The following is a 17,817-nucleotide window of genomic DNA, read 5'->3' on the forward strand; positions in this document are numbered from 1 at the left end:
GGATGATGAAGACAGATGCACGTACACTGCCGGATGATCATGTACTGGGGTATGCCGAACTGAAGAACGACCTGCTGTTCCACCGGATCCCGAGCGGTAAACTTCGTTATTATGTAGAGCGTCCGCTGGCCATCGGGAAGGAGCAGGCTCTGGCGTTCAAAGCCCGCTATGGCACGGATGTCGGAGCCATCTGCAGGGACAGGGGCATCCAGGTGAACCTCAATGAACGGAAAGGCACCATCGGGCAGATCCGCTTCCGCGCCCAGATTGAGCTGTCGGCCAAGGAACGTGTCATTACACTGTACCGGTCCTCCATGGAGGAGCTGCGGCAATGTGCCGGTGTGCTGCTTCCCGGCCGTTCCTTCAGCCTCAGGGAGGTTACCGACATTCATCTCGCCCATGAGCTGTTCCATGATCTGGAGTTCACGGAGCTGGGATACACCAATAAGCGGCTGGATGACATCAGCAGCCTCTCCCTGGGGCCGCTGCGCATCCGGGCGGGCGTAACGAAGACCTCGGAGATCGCTGCGCATGCGTTCAGCCGTTATCTGCTGGACCTGCCCTGTTTGCCGAATCTGCTGGATTACGCGTATATGATTCACAGCGGGACACTGACAGCCGCCGAATTCTGGAGGCAGACGGAGGTCTGGTCAAGCGAGCTTGAGAATAGCTGAGCCGGAATCTCTGAGCCTGGGCAGGGCATGGCGGATAGCTCTGACTTCCATCCCGGATTATGCTATGTTGATGTAGAACCAGAGTTCGGGGAGGCTGTCCGCATGTTACGCATGTTATCCGGTAAAAGATTCAACCGATCCGCTTATGTGCCGCTGCGCACGAAGTTTATCATTTTATTCTGCTTGCTGATCACCATTCCGTTCCTGGTCATCGGCACCATCAGCTATAAGAAATATATTGCCGGAGTAGAACGCAACACGGTAGAACTGTCCAATCAGGTCGTCAGCCAGATTAATATTAATCTGGAGCATTATATTAAGGAGCTGGACCGTCTGACGCTTGCGCCGCTGTATGATGAGGATATGATGCAGATTCTCCGCAAGCACAGGGGGCCGGGTTCGGGCGGCACCTATCTGAGCACGGATGAGACGCTGAAGATGAACCTGTTTATCTCTTCGCTGGCTTTTGACCGGGGGGAAATCGAGAGCATCCTGGTGTTCACCAATGACGGCGGAATCTTCAGTAATCTGGACCAGAGTGTGAGGAAGCGGTGGGACCGCAGCATGGCAGAGTGGATGGAGACCGTAGAGCAGGCGGACGGTGGCCTTGCCATTCTTCCGCCGCATAGCGCAGCTTACTACACAGAGGCGAAGCAGGGGATCATCTCCGTGGCCAGAGTCATCCGTGAACCGTACACCCATGCCATGCTGGGGATTGTCAAGGTAGATCTGATGCCCCGGGGCTTCGGATCAATTGTCTCGACGGTACGCTCAAGCGGGAGCGGCCTGCTGCAGATTACTGGCAAGGATCAGGTGGTTCTGTACTCCGGGGCCGGCAAGCTTCCCGATTCACGCGAATCTTATATTACTGCCTCTGCGGAATCACCGTACACAGGACTTAAGGTCACCTCGCTGATGCCCCGGGCGCAGCTTCGGGAGGATGCCCGTGAGCTGACAAACTCTACACTGATTGTCTCCATAGTGGCCCTCATGGCGGCTTACGTAGCAGCCATCCTGCTGTCGAGCCGCCTGATTAAGCCCATTGCCCATCTTCAGTCGAAGATGAGGCAGGTGAAGCGGGGGCTGTTCCTCGAACGCGCGACGGTCACCACCAGCGATGAAATCGGGCAGCTGACCGAAGGATTCAACACGATGATCGGCGAGATTGACCGTCTGGTCAAGGAGGTCTATGAGACCCGGCTGAAGGAGCGGGAGGCAGAGCTGCTGGCGCTGCAGAGCCAGATTCATCCGCATTTTCTGTACAACACGCTGGAGATGGTGAACATGCTGGCACTTCAGGGCAATACCCGGGAGCTCTCCGGTGTGGTAACCAGTCTCGGCAAGCTGCTGCGTTATACCGTAGGCCACCGGGAACAGATGGTGTATGTGCTGGATGAGGTGAAATTCGTGGAAGCCTATCTGCGCATTCAAGGCATGCGTCTGGGAGACAAACTGGAGGCCGTGATCCATATTGATTCTTCCTTTGATTCCTGTGTGGTGCCGAAGCTGATTCTGCAGCCGCTGATCGAGAATGTCATTGAGCATGCCATGGGACCGGACAAGCTGTGCCTTACCTTGACCGCCTCTGTAGAAGAAGAGGATCTGATTCTGTCGGTTAGGGATAATGGCCTCGGCATCACCCGCGCACGGATGCTGGAGCTTGAAGAACAGCTATATAGCCGTCAGCCCCGGGCCGCAGCCGATGCGGAGCAAGGAGGCTTTGGCCGGATACTCAAGGGGTTCGCGCTGCGAAATGTCCATCAGCGGCTGCGGCTTCTCTACGGGGAGCCTTACGGCCTGACACTGGATAATACGGCAGAGCAGGGCGTAACGGTCTCGCTGCGCCTGCCGATGAACTGGGAGGCGATGAATGATGCCGGACCCGCAGGGGACAGGCAAGGAGGAGAGGAATAATGCGGATTAGGCTGTTAGCGCTTATCGCTGCGGTATTGCTGGCTGGGGGCTGTTCTTCGGGTGCCGGAAACGGCGCGCCCGGCGGGTTAGCCGGGGAGGGAGAAGTGGAGAGCGGGACGGCTGCTGTGCAGGCACCCGTGAAGCTGAAGTTCAGTATCTGGGGCAATGATGCGCAGAAGGCGATGGTGGAGGAGCTTATAGCTGAATTTGAACAGCTTCATTCCGGGATCGAGGTCGAGATTATGATGATTCCCTTTGCGGATTATCAGCAGAAGCTGTCAATCATGCTGGCCTCCCGCACCGCGCCGGATGCCGGCTGGCTGGCGGAGCGGATGATCCCGCAACTGCTTGAATCAGGCCAACTGGCTGATATTGCCGCAGCGGTTCAGGATGACTCTGACTACCGGTATGCGGATATTTATCCGTCTACCCTTGATATTTTTAAGCGGGGAGACCAGTTATATGGCATCCCGTTCTCCACGCCCCCGGTGCTGATCTATTACAATAAGGATCTGTTCCAGGCCCGTGGACTGAAGACGCCAACGGAGCTGTATGAGGAAGGACAGTGGAACTACGATGAATTCCTCAAGGCGGCGCGAAGCCTTACCGACCCGCAGCGAGGCATCTACGGCGTGAAGCTGGTCCGCGATTGGAACAACTGGTCGGATGCACTGCTGCCGCTGTTCTGGTCGCATGGGGCAGAGCTGTTCGACAGCGGCGGAGCATCGTTTGCACTCAATTCTCCCGCAGGGAAGGAAGCGCTCCAGCTCTACAGTGACATGATGTTCAAGAACAAGGTGCACCCGCTGCCCGGGGATGAGATTGCCTTCGACAGCGGCCGGCTTGGAATGTATACGGACCGTTACAGCTATACTTCCAAGGCCCGCGCGGTTACCGATTTTGCCTGGGACATCGCTCCGATGCCGTCAGGCATTAAGGGGACAGGAACTTCCCTCGGTTATGCGGGAGTGTCTGTTTTCGAGACCACTCATCCGGCAGAGGCTGCAGAATTGCTCAAGTTCATCACCAGTGCAGAGTCTATGAGCATCACCGCGCAATATTTTGTCCCGTCACGCAAGTCTGTTCTGGAATCCGATGTCTTCCTGCGGGCAGCCTCCGAGCCTTCACCAGAGAGCATTCAGCGGGCGGTTCTCGATCAGATCCCCACGGCGCGGATCGCGCCAGGACATAAGAACTGGCAGCAGATTGATACGAAGATCCAGCTGTTGATGGACGGTCTCTACACGCAAACGTCCACCGTTGACGAGTTGCTCGGGCAAATGGAACAGGAAGTTACCCCGCTTATGAAATAAGCGGGGTGTTCCTCTGTAATTGTGTTCACCTGCTGAGTCATTTTGCTGAACTGTACATTGAGTCGTCCCCTGAGCCATCCGCTGTGCCATCCGCTGTGCCATTCGTTGACCATCCGCTGAACTGTACATTGAGCCATCCCCTGCTGATTTGGAAGTGGAGGCGGCAGCGCAATTACAATTCCTGCACATAATGCAACATTGCCTCTCATTAAGGGGGCATAATCAGAAAATGTTGCACAAAAAGCAGGAATACTCCGCATTTAAGTAACTTCACGTTAAGATTCCTGCATTTCCTGCAACAATTCTCCCGCACACCCCAGTATCTAGATAGCCAAGTTGCAATATCTGCAACATTATTAAGGCTGCTAGACTGTCAACCCGCTACAATCCCCGCCAAATTGCATACTAAGGATTTACTCATAAGGCTTACCTATGTTCAGAGCGGTTCAACCCAAGGCTAGTCATCAGTACTTACTGATACAAATCAGGTAATCCCTGCACGGGCTCATAGTAGCAAATGTATCTGTTTAGCATGATAGGGCGCAGCAGCCCTTTATGGACCAGCTCCTGCAGTTGTTTGCGAGCCGTCCGAAAGCTTACGTTGTATTGAAGCATCACATCTTTGGGCCGTAACCCCTTTTTTTGACTCAAGGAGAGTCTGACAATCTCTCTTTCCCTCGGTGAAAGTGAGGGTCCTGACTGAACACGGAGTAAAGAAGGGGAAATGACCATTTGCAGCAGCATACGGCAGATTTCCGGACGATTCTGCACATCATCGAAGGAGAAATGTATAATCCTCCAGCCCAGTCCGTTCAGATAATTCTCCCGATTCAGTGAGTAGCTGAACCTTTCGCGGTCCATATCCTTCACATGGCTCTGATAACCATCACATTCCAGGCCGAATTTTCCGTACGACGGAAGAAATGCAAAATCCAGAAATTGCGATTTACGGTTCCAGTCGTAGACCTCATACTCCGGATGCAGATCATCCAGATTGCCAAACAGCGGCCACCAGACATTACGCAGCAGCAGCTTCTCTGCATACTGATGCCCCCGTGACAGCCGGCCTCTGCGCTCTCCTGTTCTGATCGACAAATGATGGTCCAAGAGCAGCTGATGCGCTTTTTCAAAATCCATTTCCATTCCCTCCATCTCTCCTTTACGCAAAAAAAGAACGCCCCTCTGCCAGCGATGGCTTGGGACGTTCTTCGTCTGAGCTAATTATACGCTGACACCTGGACGGGAGGCAATAAATGGTTTATCGATGTCCGTAGATTAACCGTTTGTTTGTAATCTATAGCAGCCACCAAGAGGATATTTCACCGCAGATCGTTTATACTGAGTTTACATACATAACGTAATTTAGTATCTGCACACGCAAGTGCAGAGATGGAGGTTTGTCAGATTGGAATTATTTGAGTATATTTTGTTGATGCTGGCAGCCGTGTCACTGTCTAATCTGGTGAACCGGTTTATCCCCTCGCTCTCCGTGCCGATCATTCAGATCGCGCTGGGTATGGCCTTGACCTGGTTGCCCCTGCATTTCGAGCTGGAGCTGAACCCGGAGCTGTTCCTGCTATTATTCATTGCTCCCTTGCTGTTCAATGACGGCAGGCTTGCCGATAAAGTGGCCTTATGGAAGCTGAAAAAGCCGATATTGCTGCTGGCGCTGGGGCTGGTTTTTCTAACGGTAGGGGTGCTGGGATATTTCCTGCACTGGCTGCTGCCGGTATTGCCCCTGGCGGCTGCGTTTGCGCTTGCTGCGGCACTGGCCCCTACGGATGCGATTGCTGTAGGCGCTTTGGAGCAAAAAGTAAAAATCCCCCATCAGACGATGCAAATTCTCGAAGGAGAATCTTTGATTAACGACGCGTCGGGTCTGGTGTCCTTTCAATTTGCAGTCGCAGCTATGGTTACAGGCGCATTCTCTTTCAAAACGGCCAGTCTGAGCTTTATTGGCATCTCGCTAGGCGGTGTGGTGCTGGGTCTTGTGCTCACGCTCATTAAATACGGGATCGTGCGGTGGCTGCGCAGGCTCGGGATGGAGAATGTCACGCTACATATGCTGATTGAGATTCTGACACCCTTTGCAATTTTCATGGCCGCTGAGGAGCTGGGAGTCAATGGCATTCTGGCAGTGGTCAGTGCAGGGATCGCCCATTCCTTCGGGTACAAGCAGATGAATCCTGAAGTAGCCAAGCTGAGTATCGTGTCCAAAAGCACCTGGTCCGTCATTATCTTCGTCCTGAACGGCCTGGTCTTCCTGCTGCTGGGTACCCAGCTGCCGGAGATTATTCAGACCGTCTGGAACAACCCGGATATAGGGAATGTCCAGGTTATCCTGTATACCCTGCTATTAACCGCTGCCGTTCTCGGTCTGAGGCTGATCTGGATGCTAGTCATGGATATTCCCGAAGGGGAGGAGCCGCGCGGACCCTGGAAGCTGGAATTCAAAAAGGCGCTCATTCTTACACTGTCGGGGGTTCGAGGTACGATTACCCTGGCGAGTACGATGTCACTGCCGTTTTTCCTGGATGACGGCTCCTACTTTCCGGCGAGAGACCTGATTATTTTCCTGGCGGCGGGTGTCATACTGTGGACCCTGCTGGCGTCTAACTTTCTGCTGCCGCTGCTGCTTGGCTCAGATCATGAAGCAGAGCACGATGCTGAGGAGGCCGAGGCCAAAATCGAAATTCTGCGCAGTGTGGTTGCGGGCTTAAATGAGCAGGCTACAGATCAGTCCCGCCTCGCCTTGAATCATCTAACCGGGATCTATAACGCAAGAATCCGCCTGCTGAAGAAGAATGAAGACGCTGAGGAAATGGAACGGAAGCTTGGGGTGACAGCACTCAAGTGGCAGCGGGAATACACTATGCTTGCGCTCAAGCAGCACGAAGTGAACCCGTATACGGCATACCGCTATCTGAACCGCCTGAACCGGCAGCTGTTCATATACACCCGTGATCCGCAGTACAAGAATGATCTGATTCCGTTCAAAAGCTGGGAAGAAATCACAGGTGTCATTCAGCAGGTCCGCTTAAGCGCGCAGGAGCGGCGTGAGGAATCAAACCGGCTGCAGGCCGGGATTTTCGCTTATGTTCTTGAGCGGCTGAGAGAACTGCAGACTACGGGAGAGATGGAGCCTGAAGTAATTAGCGCCCTGATTCTGCGCTATGAGCGGGGAAGAATGCGGTTAACCCGTCCAGAGTCCATCTCCTCCACGAAACGGGAGTTCGAAGAATCGCTGCAGGAATTGTCGAGAGCAGGCATTCAGCTCGAACGTGACCACATTCAGCTGATGTTCGAGGCCGGACGGATATCCAGAGCTAGCATGAAGGAAATGAAACGTGATATTCTGTTCATGGAGCATGATCTGCGGGAAGAAATGGGCTGAATGCCATCTATAAGGAGCTGAATCTATATCGTGAATAATAAAATAGTAGCAGGTGCCTGTGCGGTTATTGCAGCGCTGGGAATCTACCTGTACGCGGGAAGCGGGGGAGCGAAGACAACGGAGGTTGCTACAACTCCGGGCAGCAGCCAGGACATCAAGCAAATGGTGGCTGACTTCAGCTCACGTACCTTGACGGCGGAGTCCGCTTCGATTACCTCGACCCAGCTGATTGTGGACAGCGGCGGTTCTAACGAAGCAGTCTACGGGCTGCCGGAGGATGAGTTCTTCCTGTCGGTTGCCCCTTATGTGCAGAATACACATCCCTGTGCCACCCACAGCCTGACCGGCTGCCAGGGAGAGATGGCCGGCCAATCCTTCGGGGTAACAATCGAAGATGCGGACGGTAAGGAGATCATGAACCAGACCGTCAAGTCCCAGCCGAACGGCTTCATCGACCTATGGCTGCCGCGTGATCAGAACTATAAGATGACCATTACTCATGAAGGTAAGCAGGCCCAGTCTGAGATTTCCACTTTTGAGAGTGATGATACCTGCCTGACTACTATGCAATTAAGTTAAAAGTATAGCAATCCTGATTCTGTCTGTACCATCTCGTTTGTAAGAAGAATAATAAAAATATTGAATGAGTTGGGGCCGTATCTGTATACGGCTCCTTTTTTGATGTTCTTTGATATACATAAATCAAGCGGAGAATCCGATATTCGGTGTAAAAGGAAAATATATATAATCTCGGGGGAGATAAGTTGAGTGAGCGGATGATTATTAGGATTAAAGGACTAGCGCAGGTTGCAGTGGTGGGTATAATTCATTTGCTGATTATTAGCTTTTTGAATTTAAAAAAGGGTGCGTGGGAGGAAGTAAGGGGACTGCAAATTTTATTGACGTATTGCGCTCCGGTTTTTTTATTGTATGCAACTTGTGTAAGGTCTTTGAAAACGAAGAAGATCAGGTATAATCTGGTTTGGCTATTGACCAGTCTGCTTCCCAGTATTGTTATTCTCTTTAAATTAAAGGAGGCTGCAGGTGCGGAGCCGAGCGAACCCGTATTTATTGAATTGCATTTTGAACAGGGGTATTTGGAATTGATGTTTTTCTTCCCCATTATCTATTCAGTTATCCAGTTACTCCTTTGGGCCTCAATGTGGTTTATGATATTATCCAAAGAATAATCATTTTACCTCATACAATGTTAGCAAGGAGGAAAGAGAATGGGGAAATTCATAAAGCCAATATACCAAGCCGTTCTTTATATGTTAGCAGCAATTGCAGTACATCTGATTTTAATCTATTTTCTTGAGATAAGAATTGAGGGATGGGCAACAGGAATAATAATATTACTTTGCAAAACCTACTTCCTGCCCTTATGCATGTGTTTTATTAATTCTTTATTGTTTATTAGGGCTAATAAGAGAGAGGAGCAAATCACCTGGTTTTTATTTACGGTCATTCCAAGTAGTTTACTCTTATTTCTTTTCGTGGAATTGCAAGGTATTGAACCCAGAGGCTATGCTGTAGTTTCCTTTGAGCTTTTCCGAAAATATCAGTTTGAAATGCTTTATTTGTTTCCGCTGGGTATATTAATAATCCAATTTCTTATGACTTTATATTATTTAATCAGTGTAAGGGTATGGAAAAGAAATTAATCGTTACATAACGATTAGAAGTTCTGTTAACGTTCCATTCACACTACTCTGATAATCTCTAGAAGTGTTAGGGAGATTGACCCTAACCTTAAATATAGAAGATGATGCGGAGGGTAATCATGTTAACACCTAAGAAAAAATGGCGGGACGCTGCTCTGGCAATATTGGCTGTGATGGGATTAAGTGCGAGCCTTATATTTCCCGGGAAACATGCCAGTGCGGAGACAGGGCAAGCCGCTTCACCGGGTTCCCGGATTGAAGCGCCTGCCAATCTTGAGGATACGGCAAGTCTGACAGCCTTCGTGGATGGAATGATGGAAGAGTATATGAACCGGCTGCAAATTCCGGGAGCGGTGATCTCCATCGTCAAGGATGGCAAAATCATTCTGGGCAAGGGGTATGGCAGTTCCAATCTGGAGCAGGCGGCTCCGGTTGACCCTGCAACCAGCATGTTCCGAATCGCTTCAACGACCAAGCTGTTCACTTGGACAGCAGTGATGCAGCTGGTGGAACAGGGCAAGATTGATCTGGACACGGACATTAATACCTACCTGAAATCCGTGAAGATTCCTGCTACTTATCCTGAACCCATCACCATGCGTCATTTGATGACCCATACAGCAGGCTTTGAAGAGGGCGGAGTCGGTTATCAGATCGTCACTGATCCTGCCCGATTGCCCGGTTCCATCTCGGAGACACTCAATAAACATATGCTGGCACGGATCAGACCGCCAGGTGAGATGAGTGCTTATTCTAATTATGGAGCAACGCTTGCAGGTATGATCGTGGAGGATGTCAGCGGTATTCCTTATAATGATTATATTCAGAAGTATATCTTCGATCCGCTGGACATGAAGCATTCAACGGTCGTGGAGCCTTTGCCGGAGTCATTCATCCCTAACCAGGTGGTAGGGTATAATAGCGGGAACGGCAGCTTTATTCCGGGCACACCTACCTTCGAGGGCGGATTTCGTCCTGCCGGCTCGGGTACTGTATCTGCAATAGACATGGCACATTTCATGATCGCGCATCTGCAGAACGGGAAATATGGCACCGGGCAGATTCTGAAGCCTGAGACGGCTGCATTGATGCATTCAACGGCATTCCAGCTCGATAAGCGCCTGCCGGGAGTAGCTCTCGGATTCGCAGAGAAGCGGGTGAACGGGGTGAGAATAATCTCTCATGGCGGCTCCGATCCCATGTTTAATACGGAATTGTATCTCGCACCTGACAAGCAACTGGGGATTTTCTTATCCTACAATGGCGGTCAAGGCAGCGAAGCTGCGACCCATCTGGTCCAGGCCTTGTTCAACAAGTACTATCCCGCTCCTGAAGTGAAGCAGCCGGAGTTCTCCGCTTCCGCGGAATCCGTACAGAAATATGCCGGCTCCTATCAATTTACACGCCGCAACATAAGTGATATTGACAAGTTCTTTAACTTTTTTGCCCAGCTGAATGTTACGATTGTGGATAACAAGATATCCTTGGGAAGCGGTAGTGAACAACAGCTGTACAGAGCAGTCGCTCCTAACCTGTTCCAGCTGGAGGAAGGGACCGACCAGATCGGCTTCCTGACGGATGAGTCCGGCGCAGTGACACATATGCTCCTGGACATGGCTCCGGAGATGCCGCTGGAGCGCACGCCGCTTTTGGATCAGAGTAAGTTTTGGCTTATCCTGCTTGGTGTCTTGGGATTTATTTTCCTCACGGCATTGCCCGGACCTATCTTCTTCAGACGCAGGTTCAAGGCGATGACGCTCCCCGAAAAGCGGGCCATCCGATTATCTGCGGGAACTGCCGTTTGGGCGCTGTTGTCTTTTATTACTCTGTTTATGGTTATTATGTCCATGGACATTATGCAGAAGCTCAGCAGTATCAGCCCTTTACTGTCTGTCAGCTTGGTTATGCCAATTATTATGGCGGGCTTGACCTTAGCAATGCTGGTCTCAGCTATACTGGTATGGAAAAATAAATATTGGACCGCCCTCAGGCGGGTGCATTACACCTTAGTGATGCTGTCGGCTGCCCAACTGACGTTCTTCTTCTACTATTGGAATCTGCTCGGCTGGCAGTTTGGATAACGCTTAAGAGAGAAGGATGATCGTGGCTACTATACTGATCGCGGATGATGATGACAATATCCGGAAGCTGATGTCTCTATATCTGCGCAAAGAAGGGTTCGACCTCGAAGAAGCCGGGGATGGCAGCAAGGCGATGTCCATCATTGAGAACTCGCATGTCGATCTTGTGATTCTGGATATTATGATGCCGGGACTGAACGGCTGGGAGCTGTGCCGGGAAATCCGGCGTACGGATGCCAACCTGCCCCTTCTCATGGTGACAGCCAAAGCGGAATCGGCCCACAAAGTGAAAGGATTTCAGCTCGGAACGGACGATTATCTGACCAAGCCCTTTGATCCGGTTGAGCTGGTCATGCGGGTAAAAGCACTGCTCAAACGCTCACTGGTTGTCACTTCTCAGTCCGTACAGCTTGGCAATGTGGTGCTTAACCGCCGGACTTTTCAGGTTACACGCGGTGGAATGCCGGTCACGTTACCTTTGAAGGAATTTGATCTTCTGTTTTTGCTGGTCAGCCACCCCAAGCAGATATTCACCAGAGAACAGCTGATCCAGCAAATCTGGGGTTTGAATTATGAAGGGGACGGCAGGACTGTGGATGTGCATGTCAGCCGGCTGAGAGAGAAGTTCAGCGGCAATGGCGAGGGTTTTCATATCGAAACTGCCCGCGGTCTGGGCTACCGCCTGATCCCTGAGTCATGATCAAGACACTGTATGTTCGGGTCATTCTCACATTTCTCGGCATTATTGTTTTTAGTCTGATCTGTTCCTTTTTCATCGGCTTGTATGTATTTCAGAAGCAAATAAGCTATGAGGGACAGAACGAGATGATTACAGTGGGCAGGGAGATCATTCACCGCTATGATGACGCCAGGCCTGAAGATACGGATGAGTTCCTGAATAGTATGGTTAAGGTATCGGCGCATCCTATCCATTTGTACGACCAGTCGGGGGAACATACTTTCTATGGGCTCGCGGATAGTCCGGCTGTTACCATCAGTCCCGGGGCTGTCCGGCAAGTGTTGCAGGGGAAGGTCTATCGTTCTTCCACGGAAGATAATGATACGTTCATTGGAATGCCCTTTATGCTCAAGGGGGAGTGGCGTGCGATGTTCCTGCAGTACTCAGCCGAGAACGAACATATCGTCAACCGTCTGGTACTCTTTGTGCTGCTGCTCGTGCTGTTGCTGGGAAGTGTAAGCATTCTTATTGCTGCCAGATACCTGGTGGAGCCGATTAAGGCTTTGACGAATGCCACCCGAAGACTGGCCAAAGGTGATTTCGAAGTGGATCTCAGAATGAACCGTGTAGACGAGATCGGAGAGCTGACACAGAGCTATGTGGAGATGGCGGGAGAACTGAAGCAGCTGGAGCAGATGAGGCAGGATTTCGTCTCTAATGTCTCCCATGAAATCCAGACACCGCTTACCTCCATTTCGGGTTTTGCCAAGGCGCTGCAGAACAATGATTTGATTGCGGAAGAGGAGCGTAAGGACTATCTGGATATCATCATTGCGGAGAGTGGACGTCTGTCACGGCTGAGTGATAATCTGCTGAAGCTGGCTTCCCTGGATTCCGAGCATCACCCCTTCTCGGCAGTCTCCTTCCGGCTTGATGAGCAGATTAGAACCATCGTGGTGACCTGTGAGCCGCAATGGTCAGCCCGAAGCATCGTTATCGATCTGGAGCTGCCGGAAGCGGTCTATATCATTGGCGATGAAGATCAGCTGAAGCAGGTGTGGATGAATCTGCTGGGCAACAGCATCAAGTTCACGCCTGAAGGCGGAAAGATCCGCATCCGTATAGACCACAGTGCAGCAGAAGTTGCGGTCACGATCAGCGATAGTGGCATCGGGATCTCCCCGGAAGAGTGGGGTGCCGTATTCCAAAGATTCTATACGATAGACAAGTCGCGGAATGGAAGTAATAACGGGAACGGCCTGGGACTGGCAATTGTCTCAAAAATCGTCTCCCTGCATCAGGGCAGTATTGAGCTGGACGGTGCGGTAAAAGAGGGAACAACGATTATCGTCAGGTTGCCCGCACGCCAGCCATAATGAAATCCTTGAATTGCCGGTCCGCTGCCCGGTCTTCCTCCGTAACGGAAGCGCCCCGCTGATGAGACAGAATTACGGATTTTTGTAAATACATGAAATACAGGTGGGTGGACTTCTGCAGAAGATCCAGCCACTTTTTTTGATACTCTGGAGCCACCGCTGCTGTCTCAAGGTTGATGTACCGGGAATACCAGACCTCCATAGCTCTCTTGAAATCAGGCAGCTCCGCCGGATCCTTGGACAGGGTGCTATAATACACTCCAAAAATAGCATCATAATAGATCAGTGCCTCGTGATGATCTTTTAATGCCAGATATTGATCCAGAATCTTCTCCAGGGAGGGAACAGGCCGGGCAAAATCAAAATCAAACAGCAGCCTGCCAAACATCCGTTCCAGATTATCTACATAGAGCTTAGCGGCTAAATCTTCCTTGTCCTTATAATGAAGGTACAACGTGCGGCGGGAGACACCGGCTTGTCCGGCGATCTGTGCCATATCCGTCCGTTCGATCCCCTGAGTACAGAATAGGCCCAGCGCGGCCTCCTTAATGAGCTCTTTGGTCATTTGCATTTGCTTTTCACGTAAATTCAATGATCTTCTCTCCTATCTTCCTGCGAAAATACCGCTGCTGCAAAAGCTACTCCTGAGCAGGTGCTGTTGTCCCCAAGAACTCGCTGCCTACCGAATAGCGCTTCTGCTGATTGACCGCATCCCCCAGCCACTTCACAAGCTTCACACCATCCTGCTCCGCCTGATAGAAGGTCTCCCGGGTGGAAAAAGTGTGCGGAGTTGTCCCGTTCTCAGCGTTCAGCCCGTAATCCGTCAGATAGTAATAATAATTAGGAACCGTTGCAGCTAGAGCAGCTACTGATTGCCGCATTTCCTCTGACCACTCTTTAATGAGTTTCTGGTCCCGTGGCCCGTTGTAATCGTTAATCTTGTTCTGAAAGTGGATCAGAATCTCATCATATACCGAGTATGCTTGTAAAAGCACCGTACCTGCAGGCAGCAGCCGGCCATCCGCCCGAAAAGCAGCCCTGATGATATCTGCCTCCGGCTCATACCCGAAGGTTGCAGTGAAATCCGAGTCCCATTCCTGCTTCATCACCTGCGGCCACTTGTCTGACTTCAGGAAGGAGCTGTCTGCATATTGGAAAATCTCAGAATCCCGGTAATGTGAAGCAATCTCGGGCGCCCAGAAGGCTGACCCGAATCCCCCGGCGCTCTCGCCTGCAATCAGCAGCTTATCTGGCTTAGCCACGTTCGCATAGATCCAGTCAAGGCTGCTGCGCACATTAGTACGCCCGTTATACCGCATGGTGAAGGTTCTCCCGTCCTCACGCGAATACGTAGCGGCGCGGTTACCAATGTGGAAGTCACCTGTGGAATAAGGGAGGTAGACCACATTCCAGCCGTGAAAAGGATTATCCGGTTTGTCCGTATCCATCATCCCGCCCAGCAAAGTCAGCATATAGAACGGAATGTCAGCGAAATAGTTGCCTGTATCCCCGCCTTTAATAAAGTTCATAATTTTAATGGGGTGGGCAGCGCTCCGGGCATCCCAGCTGACCCCGCCGCCGGAAAAGAAGATGATCCAGTTGTTGCTCTCACCGGTCTTAGTCCATATGAAATACTCCGATCCATCACTGGAAAGGGTATTCCCGCCCAGCTTCACCTTATTCCACTCGTAAGGCTTCGCTTCTGCGATTACGGGGGTAGTGGTCACCGGCCGCTGGATTACAAAAGCGTTGACCGCAACAATGGCAATGACAACAACGCTCAACAATCCAATACCCGTAAATATCGTGATTTTCTTCATTCTGCTCATCTCATCGCCCCCTTACTGGAAGTATACGTCTAGTTAACTAATTGCACAAGGTGTATACTTAAATCTGATGAGACAAGCTGAAAATAAGCTTTTGGCGGACTGTTAAATCTATGATTATCAATATAAAAGCTTTAATTTAGATATTCCAAATATAGTATTTTATGATAGTATTATCTACAGTTCTGTCGGCCGATAGATCAATACTCCAAGAGGGATTTGAAAAAGTGAAAAAAATGAAATTGAAATCGCTGTCAATTCTGTTTAGTTCGATAATCTCCGCTTCTCTATTTGCAGGCAGCGTATACGCCGCTTCTGGAGCCCGTATTCATGACGTAACCTCCCAAGTACAACAGGGCAGCTATCTGTGCTGGGCGGCTGTATCCAGCATGGCTGGACAATATCTGGGGAAATCCAGCGCCACCCAGCAAAATATAGTGAAGGCTGCAAAGGGCATATACATGGACACGGCCGGGACGGTCTACGATGCCCAGGCAGGACTTGCCGCCTATGGCGTAAGCTCATCTGCATCACTAAGTGTGCCGTCGTACAATAGTTTAGTCAGCAATATAGATACTTACTCCAATGTTCTTGCGTTCACGAGCAAGGCTGGCTCGAGTATTGGCCATGCCTTTGTAGTTAAAGGGTATTACTACAACACCACTAACAATATTCAGAACTTATATTATATTGATCCGGCAGATGGTTCGAGCAACGTTCAAGGCTATTCTACGTTCAAGAGCAATTCCACTTATAAGTGGGTTAATACAGTAAACAATATTAATTGAAATTAATGATCTAATACAAACAACAATTGGAGGGCTTTTTTTGAAAATTCGTGCGTTGCTATTAACCGCTGTCCTGGCTCTATCACTGGCTGGAAATGCGGCATATGCCGATTCTGGTCTTGAGAAGGCTGGGGCAGAGATCAAAGGGGCCATTGAGCAGGAATATAAAGAGTATTATGCGGATAGCCTTGAAGCCCAGAAGGATAACTTTCATGGTACGGGCAAAACAAGCTTTCATGAGGCCACTCTGGGGGAAGGAATCCCGTATTACCAGTTGAATGTCCATGACAACTCCATTTCACATGAAATGGCAGGTTATAAATTTCCTCTTTATCTGGAAGAGGCCCAGGTTGGAGTGATCGAAGCTACACTGGAGTCAGGGGCATGGACCATCTATAACATCAGTAATCATAATGATTTTGACAACACCGTGAAGCGGCTGGAAGCAGAGTATGCCGGAAAGGGCACTGTAGAGCTTATTGACGACAAACGCTACGAGCTGGATTATCTCTATATAAACAATGAGGTTAACGAGACCTATATTGATTTAACGAATGAGCAGAATATCAGTCCTTCAGAGGTTAGGGATGCGGTTAGCGAATCGGCAGATGCCTTGAATTCTATGAACCGCAATTCCAATGAAGGGGCAATCCTGGTGGGTGGTGGCCATCATGCCGCTTCTTCTGACGGAGGGCATAACTCTTTAATTACAGCTATCGTCCTGTTCGGACTATCTCTTGTCTTTGCTGTCCCGCTTGTAATCTCCGCTGTCCAGAGAAGAAGAGCCTCAGACGTATTGCAATGAGATTGGGACGAAACGAATGAACCGGCTCATAGGATTATTCCTAATGCTTAGTCTGGCACTGCTGGCCATAATGGGATGCAGCAACAAGGGGGGCGCCGCCGAAGGTGAGACTGACGAGCAAATCGCCGCCAGATATGTTGAGATTCTTGGTTACAGGATCGTTGACCCTGCAGGAGAAGTTGCCCAATACACATTGGATCAGACCATGCTTGAGAATCTGGATTACATGCAGCTCTGGTCGGTGCAGAAGCAAGAACCTGATGCCTATTTCGGCAAAAAGATCATAACTTACCGATTCCTCGTAGAGAATCATCCCCTGGAACAGCAATATCCCCCGGACGAATACAGGATTGCCGTAAATGTCATGCTTGCAGATCATGAGGTCATAGGCGGAACCTCGGGTCCGCTAAGCATAATCAAGAATCTCATCGTGGCCGGCGGAGAGTACTCCATCGAAGGGAAGACGCTGAAGGAGATCAAAGGGCTGGATTATTCGCAGTGGCTGGAGCATTGGAAGGAGAGCTATGGGACTGAAGTGAAGTGAAGATAGTAAAAAGGATGTTAAGAGTGTGCATACACTCTTAACATCCTTTTTAAGTTAATGTATTAACGAGTTCCACCTCAGCAATCTCTTGAACTGTATAGAAATCATTTGATTGAAAAGCTTTACTCAAGGCCGGAGTGAATTTAATATGGCGGTTTTTATGACTTCCTTGTTTAAATTACGATATAATTATCCCTAAGATTACCAGTGGAATGATAAGAACCTGGAGGGATTGTATGACACTATCCAAATGCCTCAAGCTTCCAATGATATTGTTATTTGTCTTGATCTTATGTACAGCCTGCCAAAGTCATAAGGAGCCAGGAACGAGCGGCTATATTTCGTTAAATGAATTAGAGAGCTTAGCGGACAAGGGAGCCGCACTGAATTGGAGCGATTTTGACAAGTATACGTATGAGGATATCGGTTCAGGAGTGTATATCAGAAAGTACGAGATCGAAGGGGAAGGACAGTTGTTAGTTAGGGGGAAAAGCCTGGAAAAACCGCCTGAGCAAATTTCTATTGTGGATCAAAAGGGTGGGGAGCAGGATGTGCTGCTATGTGTTAATCCGATATGACTAATACGGAGGTGAACCTGGCTGGAGCATTTTTATGACTTGGTTCAATTGGCGTTCTCAATCGCACTTATCTATTCCTTAATATCATTTCCATTTGCCCATTTTTCTGTACGGGAGATTCACTGGGATCATGGCATTGCTGCAGCGGGCTCCACTTAGTATGTGGCTGTCAGACTGTTGC

Annotated in this window: 17 protein-coding genes; 14 read left to right on the forward strand and 3 right to left on the reverse strand. The window is 50.1% G+C overall.

Annotated features, from left to right (window positions below; genetic code table 11):
• Positions 1-2 precede the first annotated feature (2 nt).
• The 3 genes from MKY12_RS08210 to MKY12_RS08220 all read left to right on the forward strand — a co-directional run bounded on the left by MKY12_RS08210 (position 3) and on the right by MKY12_RS08220 (position 3,901).
• The gene (locus MKY12_RS08210; RefSeq protein ID WP_339313398.1) at positions 3-674 is read left to right on the forward strand and encodes a hypothetical protein; all 672 of its coding nucleotides are present in this window, start codon (positions 3-5) and stop codon (positions 672-674) included.
• A gap of 102 nt (positions 675-776) precedes the next feature.
• Complete coding sequence (locus MKY12_RS08215; protein ID WP_339313400.1) at positions 777-2,588, forward strand: histidine kinase; 1,812 nt, start codon at positions 777-779, stop codon at positions 2,586-2,588.
• Positions 2,588-3,901: a sugar ABC transporter substrate-binding protein gene (locus tag MKY12_RS08220; RefSeq protein ID WP_339313402.1), complete on the forward strand. Its 1,314-nt coding sequence runs from the start codon at positions 2,588-2,590 to the stop codon at positions 3,899-3,901. Before MKY12_RS08215 ends, MKY12_RS08220 begins: the two co-directional genes overlap by 1 nt.
• A 471-nt stretch (positions 3,902-4,372) precedes the next feature.
• Here MKY12_RS08220 and MKY12_RS08225 read toward each other — a convergent pair whose 3' ends face one another.
• Positions 4,373-5,038 (reverse strand): hypothetical protein, encoded by a 666-nt coding sequence (locus MKY12_RS08225; RefSeq protein WP_339313403.1) that lies wholly within the window; start codon positions 5,036-5,038, stop codon positions 4,373-4,375.
• 268 nt (positions 5,039-5,306) lie between these two features.
• Here MKY12_RS08225 and MKY12_RS08230 point away from each other — a divergent pair, with 268 nt between their 5' ends.
• From MKY12_RS08230 to MKY12_RS08260, 7 genes are all read left to right on the forward strand, one after another.
• Positions 5,307-7,295, forward strand: a complete 1,989-nt coding sequence (locus tag MKY12_RS08230; protein WP_339313404.1) for a Na+/H+ antiporter — start codon at positions 5,307-5,309, stop codon at positions 7,293-7,295.
• Between the two features lie 27 nt (positions 7,296-7,322).
• Positions 7,323-7,874 (forward strand): CueP family metal-binding protein, encoded by a 552-nt coding sequence (locus MKY12_RS08235; RefSeq protein WP_339314821.1) that lies wholly within the window; start codon positions 7,323-7,325, stop codon positions 7,872-7,874.
• A gap of 185 nt (positions 7,875-8,059) precedes the next feature.
• Positions 8,060-8,485, forward strand: coding sequence for a hypothetical protein (locus MKY12_RS08240; protein ID WP_339313405.1), 426 nt, complete (start codon positions 8,060-8,062; stop codon positions 8,483-8,485).
• Between the two features lie 39 nt (positions 8,486-8,524).
• Positions 8,525-8,959, forward strand: a complete 435-nt coding sequence (locus MKY12_RS08245) for a hypothetical protein (protein ID WP_209872593.1) — start codon at positions 8,525-8,527, stop codon at positions 8,957-8,959.
• A 119-nt stretch (positions 8,960-9,078) separates the two neighbouring features.
• Positions 9,079-11,040 (forward strand): serine hydrolase domain-containing protein, encoded by a 1,962-nt coding sequence (locus MKY12_RS08250; RefSeq protein WP_339313406.1) that lies wholly within the window; start codon positions 9,079-9,081, stop codon positions 11,038-11,040.
• 22 nt (positions 11,041-11,062) lie between these two features.
• Complete coding sequence (locus MKY12_RS08255; RefSeq protein ID WP_339313408.1) at positions 11,063-11,740, forward strand: response regulator transcription factor; 678 nt, start codon at positions 11,063-11,065, stop codon at positions 11,738-11,740.
• Positions 11,737-13,095 carry a HAMP domain-containing sensor histidine kinase gene (locus MKY12_RS08260; protein ID WP_339313410.1) on the forward strand — a complete coding sequence of 453 codons (1,359 nt, stop codon included), beginning with the start codon at positions 11,737-11,739 and terminating at the stop codon, positions 13,093-13,095. Before MKY12_RS08255 ends, MKY12_RS08260 begins: the two co-directional genes overlap by 4 nt.
• On the opposite strand, the gene MKY12_RS08265 is transcribed toward MKY12_RS08260, so the two are convergent.
• Positions 13,070-13,687, reverse strand: coding sequence for a TetR/AcrR family transcriptional regulator (locus MKY12_RS08265; RefSeq protein ID WP_339313412.1), 618 nt, complete (start codon positions 13,685-13,687; stop codon positions 13,070-13,072). The genes MKY12_RS08260 and MKY12_RS08265 overlap by 26 nt on opposite strands.
• A 46-nt stretch (positions 13,688-13,733) precedes the next feature.
• Positions 13,734-14,924: a pectin acetylesterase-family hydrolase gene (locus MKY12_RS08270; protein ID WP_339313414.1), complete on the reverse strand. Its 1,191-nt coding sequence runs from the start codon at positions 14,922-14,924 to the stop codon at positions 13,734-13,736.
• A gap of 233 nt (positions 14,925-15,157) precedes the next feature.
• Here MKY12_RS08270 and MKY12_RS08275 point away from each other — a divergent pair, with 233 nt between their 5' ends.
• The 4 genes from MKY12_RS08275 (at position 15,158) to MKY12_RS08290 (ending at position 17,636) form a co-directional block, all read left to right on the forward strand.
• On the forward strand, positions 15,158-15,709 hold the full coding sequence (locus MKY12_RS08275) for a papain-like cysteine protease family protein (RefSeq protein WP_235191728.1): 552 nt from the start codon (positions 15,158-15,160) through the stop codon (positions 15,707-15,709).
• Positions 15,710-15,749: 40 nt separating this feature from the next.
• A complete protein-coding gene (locus MKY12_RS08280) occupies positions 15,750-16,514 on the forward strand; it encodes a hypothetical protein (RefSeq protein WP_036721573.1) in 765 nt (254 codons plus the stop codon).
• Between the two features lie 43 nt (positions 16,515-16,557).
• Positions 16,558-17,058, forward strand: coding sequence for a hypothetical protein (locus MKY12_RS08285; RefSeq protein ID WP_339313415.1), 501 nt, complete (start codon positions 16,558-16,560; stop codon positions 17,056-17,058).
• 236 nt (positions 17,059-17,294) lie between these two features.
• Positions 17,295-17,636 carry a hypothetical protein gene (locus tag MKY12_RS08290; protein ID WP_036721577.1) on the forward strand — a complete coding sequence of 114 codons (342 nt, stop codon included), beginning with the start codon at positions 17,295-17,297 and terminating at the stop codon, positions 17,634-17,636.
• The last annotated feature ends 181 nt before the right edge of the window (positions 17,637-17,817 follow it).

Source organism: Paenibacillus sp. FSL M7-0896, from assembly GCF_037975415.1.
In the GTDB taxonomy this organism is placed as follows: domain Bacteria; phylum Bacillota; class Bacilli; order Paenibacillales; family Paenibacillaceae; genus Paenibacillus_AQ; species Paenibacillus_AQ silagei.